The sequence below is a fragment of the Mesorhizobium sp. M7A.T.Ca.US.000.02.2.1 genome, assembly GCF_003996995.1.
In the GTDB taxonomy this organism is placed as follows: Bacteria; Pseudomonadota; Alphaproteobacteria; order Rhizobiales; family Rhizobiaceae; genus Mesorhizobium.
Window position 1 is genome coordinate 1 of the sequence record NZ_RZTT01000420.1, and the last position, 5,029, is coordinate 5,029.

The window sequence follows — 5,029 nt, forward strand, 5'->3', positions numbered from 1 at the left end:
ATAGTTGATAGCCCGATCTGCGCCGAGCTTCAGGCAGGCGTCGCATTTCTCCTTGCTGCCGGCGGTGGTGATGACATAGGCGCCGAAGGCCGAGGCAAGCTGGATCGCCGTCGTGCCGATGCCGGACGAGCCGCCATGGACGAGCAGCGTCTCGCCTTTCTTGAGGCCGCCACGCTCGAACACATTGTGCCAGACGGTGAAGTAATTCTCCGGCACCGCCGCGGCTTCGGTATGGGTGAAGCCGGCGGGCAACGGCAGCACGCTCCCGGCATGCACCTTGACATATTCGGCATAGCCGCCGCCGGGCGTCAGCGCGCAGACGCGGTCGCCGATGCGCCAGCGCGATATGTCGTCGCCAAGGGCCGCCACTTCGCCCGACGCCTCGAGGCCCGGCAGGTCCGACGCGCCGGGCGGCGGCGGATAGGCGCCCTTGCGCTGCTGGATATCGGGCCGGTTGACGCCGGCGGCATGCACCTTGATCAGGATCTCGCCGGGGCCGGGCTGCGGCACGTCGCGTGTTTCCGGCTTCAGGACCCGAGGGCCACCCGGCTCCGAGATCGCGATGGCCGTCATCCTTGCCGGAATTTTCTGTCCGCTCGCCATGAGATTTCCCGTCTTTCCTCGCCGTTATCCGATCGGCTGTTTGCATCGACGCCCCTGCCCTATGTATGCTGATTGCCAAATCAGGCAAATGGCCAATCTGGTCTTGGCGGAGGAGGAGCGACGATGGCGATCTTCGACGACGAACCCAAGAAGAAGGCACGCCCGCACGAGATCGGGCAGGACCTGTCACTGCTTTCCGTCAGCGACTTGACCGAGCGGATCGGTATCCTGCGCGACGAAATTGCCCGCCTGGAAGCCGAACTCAAGGCCAAGGACACCACCAAATCCGCGGCCGAAGCACTGTTCCGCCGCGGATAGGCGCGCGGGCGCAAAGCCCGCCGCCGAAAAGCCCGAATGCGATTGTCTTCAGACCCAGCGTCCCCGCCAAACCTGAGCCGGATCAAACAATGTTCGCAACCTACCGACCGATCCTCTCGCTGCTTCGCGGCACCGCTTTCCTGCTCGCGGCATCTGGATTGCATGGGCTGCTCCTGCCCCTGCGCGGTCAACTGGAAGGCTTCTCGACCGCATCGCTCGGCCTGATGGGCACGGCCTGGGCCGGCGGTTTCGTCACCGGCTGCTTCTTCGCACCGCGCATCGTGCGCCGCGCCGGCCACGTGCGCGCCTTTGGCGCCTTTGCCGCATCCGGCGCCATCGTGGCGCTGCTCACCGGGCTGATCATCGACGAATATGTCTGGATCCTGCTGCGCGCCTTCACCGGCTTCACCATGGCCGGTGCCTTCATGGTCATCGAAAGCTGGCTGAACGAAAAGGCCACCAACGAGAACCGCGGCACCGTCTTCGGCCTCTACATGATGGTCACTTATGCCTCGATCATGGGCGGGCAGATGATCGTCGCCGGCGGCGACGTGAAGTCCGCATCGCTGTTCATGATCACCGGCATCCTGTTTTGCCTATCGCTCATTCCGACGGCGGTCTCGACCGCCTCTCACCCCAAGCCGCTGCAGGATGTCTCACTTGATGTCAGAGGCCTTTATGCCAATTCGCCGGTGTCGGCGGTCGCTTGCGTGTTGATCGGCATCGCCAACGGCGCCTGGGGCACGCTTGGCGCCGTCTATGGCGCCCGCATCGGCATTTCCACGGCCGAGATCGCCCTGATGATGAGCCTTGTGGTCGTTGCCGGTGCCGCCATGCAGCTTCCGGCCGGGCGTCTCTCCGACAAGACCGACCGGCGTTTCGTGCTGGCGGGAGCGGCTTTCGGCGGGGCTTTGTTCGCGCTCTTGATCTTTCTGTTCGAGCCGCGCTCCGGCGTCTTCGTCATCGTCTTCACTGCCGCCTATGGCGCCTTCGCCTACACGCTCTATTCGATTGCCGTGGCGCATGCCAACGACCACGCGCGCTCGGAGGATTTCGTCAAGGTATCTGGCGGGCTGTTGCTGCTCTACGGCTTCGGCACGATGATTGGACCCTTGCTCGCCGCCGCTTTGATGGGCTGGATGCGCCCGGAAGGTCTGTTCCTGGCGACCGCCTTGGCGCATCTCTGCCTGGCGGGCTACACGCTGCTGCGCATCAGCCGCCGCGCGCCGGTGCCGATCGGCGATCGTGATGCCTTCAAGACGCAGCCGGCCGACCGTTCGGTCACCCCGGAAGCATTGCGGCTCGATCCCAGAAGAAAAGCAGAAGCAGACGGTTGAGATTCGAAAGGCTTTGCCTCACTAATACAGGCATGATGTTTTCCGACGCCTTCATGGCGATTGCCGATCCCAATCGGCGCCATCTTCTGGAAGAACTTCGCCGCGGCCCGAAAACCGTCACCGAACTGGCCGCCGGCTTGCCGGTCTCGCGCCCGGCTGTGTCGCAACATCTGAAAGTGCTGCTCGATGCCGGCCTGGTCCACGCCAAGCCGGAAGGAACAAGGCGCGTCTATACGGTAAGCGGCACTGGCTTCCTCAAACTCAACATCTGGCTCGATCAGTTCTGGGAAGCCTAACCCCGATCAACCGTTGTTGTAGGGGAAGAACTTGAAGTAGGGCTTCGCCTCCTCGATCACCCGAGCGAAGGCGGGGCGCTGCAGCAGCCGGTCATGGTAGCGTTTCACGGTCGGATACTTGTCGCCGAACGGCTCGACCTTGTTGGCATAGAACAGCGCCGGGGACGCTGCGCAATCGGCCATGGTGAAGGTGTCGCCCATCGCCCAGATCTTCGACTGCATGTCTTGTTCGATGATGGCATAGGAATTGCGAAGCTGGGCGCGGGCCTGCTCGACGCCGAACGGGTCGGTCTTGTCCTGTGGCCGCAACCGGTCGCCAACGATCTTCTGCATCGGCTCCTGCACATAGAAATCATAGAAGCGATCGGTCTGGCGGACGGCCAGCGCCAGGTCGATGTCGGCGGGAACGAGGTCAACCGGCCCCGGATAATGCGCGGCCAGATATTCGACAACGATGGTCGATTCCAGCACCGTGCGGTCGCGCGCATCGTCGCGCAGCGCCGGCATCTTGCCGGCCGGCGAAATCTTCAGGAAGGCCGCGCGCGACTGAGCATCGCCAAGATCGACGATGACAGGCGTGAACGGCGTGGCGTTCTCGTACAGCGCGATCAGCGGCTTCCAGCAGAAGGAGGCCAGCGGATGGAAATGAAGCGTCAGGGACATTTTTTTGCTCGCCTGTTTCCTGGTTTATCGGTGGCCGGCGCCGGGCATGCTCGTCATAGGTAAACACTGCGGCAAGCATTGCTCGTCAAGGCCTGCTTTTGCCGCTTCAAGCGGCGTGGGCGACGATGCCGGCAACAATCATATCCCAGTCGTTTGGATGCAGCTCGTGGCCGCCACCTTCGACCCGGATGATTTTCGCGCCGGTGACCGCCTTCCCAAGCGCCTCGCCATGTTCGACCGGAAAGACCGGATCGGCCGTGCCGTGGATGACCAGCAGCGGCGCCGTCATTTCATGCAAGCGGCCTTTCCACGCGTCGCCGCCCCTGAGCATGAAATGGTTGGTGGCGCTCAGGAAGCCGCCGGAGCGGTCGTGATCCTGCTCGACAAAGGCACGCATCCGGGCCTCGTCGAATGGATGTGCGATGCTGGCGATCGCCCGCGCGTCCCTGACGATGAAATCGACCACCTGGCCACGGTCCGACCAATCGACTTTGACGCCCTCGGCCGAATGCTCGATATAGGCATCGCTCGTCTGCGGCAGGTGCGAAGTGTCGGTTCCCACGGGCGTGCTGCTGATGACGGTCAGCGATGCGACACGGGACGGGTGTTCCAACGCCACAAGCTGCGCGATCATGCCGCCCATCGACATGCCGACGACATTCGCCTTGCCGATACCGTGGTCGTCGAGAACGCGCATTGCATCGTCGGCCATATCATCGAACGTGTAGGGCGGCTCTCCCGGCTTGTATTTGGTCGAACGGCCGCTATCGCGATTGTCGTAGCGGATCACGAACAGGCCGGCACCGGCCAGTTTCCGGCAAAACGCCTCCGGCCACCACAGCATCGAGGCCATCGCTCCCATGATCAGCAACAGCGGCGGGTTCGCCGGATTGCCAAAGGTCTCGGATATGATCTTGGGGCGTTCGGTGGTCGTCATGGCGCAGTCTCCTCTCTGCAAAACTGATTGCATTTTGCAATCGGTTGCACGATAATAAAACCGATACGATAATGCAACCGGTTTTGGAGAAAAAATCTCATGAGTATGGATCGCCGGTCCGGGTGTCCGATCAACCTGTCGCTGGAAGTGTTCGGCGATCGCTGGAGCCTGATCATCCTTCGCGACATGATCTTCGGCGGCAGGCGTCATTTTCGCGAGCTGCTCAACGGATCGATGGAAGGCATCGCCTCCAACATCCTCGCCGACCGGCTGAAGCGGCTGATGGAACTGGGCATGCTGACCAAAGCCGACGACCCCTCGCACAAGCAGAAGGCGATCTACAGCCTGACCGAAATGGCGATCACGCTGGTGCCGATCCTGGCCCATCTCGGCGCCTGGGGCCGCGTCTGGCTGCCGGTCAGCGAAGAACTCTCGATCCGCGCCGAACTTCTGGAAAAGGGAGGACAGCCGATGTGGGACAAATTCATGGACGAGTTGCGCCATGAACATCTCGGCAAGCCGCTCGATACCGCGTCGGGTCCTTCTGTCCGCGCGACCTTGCAGGCCGCCTATCAAGCCCTGGTTGCCAGCAAGGCTCTCGCCGCCGACTCTGCCGCTTGACCAACTTATTTTCCCGTTTGGGAGCCGGCTCTGCTAGAAGAAGCGGAAAATCACAATTCACGGGATTGGATAAGGTCTTGGTTGAGAACTCTCGGGATGCTGCCCGCGCACGCGCCGCCCTGCGCTTCAAGAAGCAGGAAGAGGCGGCAACCGTCCGCCAGAAGGCGATGGCCGAATACGTCGCCGAGAGCGACGCCCGCCAGGCCAAGACCAACAAGCTGCGGGCGCTGCGTCTCGCCAAGGAAGCCGAAGAC

Annotated in this window: 7 protein-coding genes; 4 read left to right on the forward strand and 3 right to left on the reverse strand. The window is 62.6% G+C overall.

Going from position 1 to position 5,029, the window contains the following annotated elements:
- On the reverse strand, nt 1-603 hold a 603-nt coding region (locus EOD15_RS28205; RefSeq protein ID WP_148129667.1), incomplete at its 3' end, for an NAD(P)H-quinone oxidoreductase.
- A 123-nt stretch (nt 604-726) separates the two neighbouring features.
- On the opposite strand from EOD15_RS28205, the gene EOD15_RS28210 reads away from it, so the two are divergent.
- The 3 genes from EOD15_RS28210 to EOD15_RS28220 all read left to right on the forward strand — a co-directional run bounded on the left by EOD15_RS28210 (nt 727) and on the right by EOD15_RS28220 (nt 2,554).
- Complete coding sequence (locus tag EOD15_RS28210; protein ID WP_023810953.1) at nt 727-921, forward strand: DUF1192 domain-containing protein; 195 nt, start codon at nt 727-729, stop codon at nt 919-921.
- A gap of 89 nt (nt 922-1,010) precedes the next feature.
- Nucleotides 1,011-2,258, forward strand: coding sequence for an MFS transporter (locus EOD15_RS28215; RefSeq protein ID WP_127269296.1), 1,248 nt, complete (start codon nt 1,011-1,013; stop codon nt 2,256-2,258).
- A 32-nt stretch (nt 2,259-2,290) separates the two neighbouring features.
- Nucleotides 2,291-2,554: a metalloregulator ArsR/SmtB family transcription factor gene (locus EOD15_RS28220; protein WP_013529232.1), complete on the forward strand. Its 264-nt coding sequence runs from the start codon at nt 2,291-2,293 to the stop codon at nt 2,552-2,554.
- Between the two features lie 6 nt (nt 2,555-2,560).
- On the opposite strand, the gene EOD15_RS28225 is transcribed toward EOD15_RS28220, so the two are convergent.
- Both EOD15_RS28225 and EOD15_RS28230 read right to left on the reverse strand, forming a co-directional pair.
- Nucleotides 2,561-3,217: a glutathione S-transferase family protein gene (locus tag EOD15_RS28225; RefSeq protein WP_127319741.1), complete on the reverse strand. Its 657-nt coding sequence runs from the start codon at nt 3,215-3,217 to the stop codon at nt 2,561-2,563.
- Nucleotides 3,218-3,323: 106 nt separating this feature from the next.
- The gene (locus tag EOD15_RS28230; RefSeq protein ID WP_127409043.1) at nt 3,324-4,154 is read right to left on the reverse strand and encodes an alpha/beta hydrolase; all 831 of its coding nucleotides are present in this window, start codon (nt 4,152-4,154) and stop codon (nt 3,324-3,326) included.
- Nucleotides 4,155-4,253: 99 nt separating this feature from the next.
- Between EOD15_RS28230 and EOD15_RS28235 the strand changes: the two genes are divergently transcribed.
- Nucleotides 4,254-4,775 carry a helix-turn-helix domain-containing protein gene (locus EOD15_RS28235; protein WP_127319737.1) on the forward strand — a complete coding sequence of 174 codons (522 nt, stop codon included), beginning with the start codon at nt 4,254-4,256 and terminating at the stop codon, nt 4,773-4,775.
- Nucleotides 4,776-5,029 lie beyond the last annotated feature (254 nt).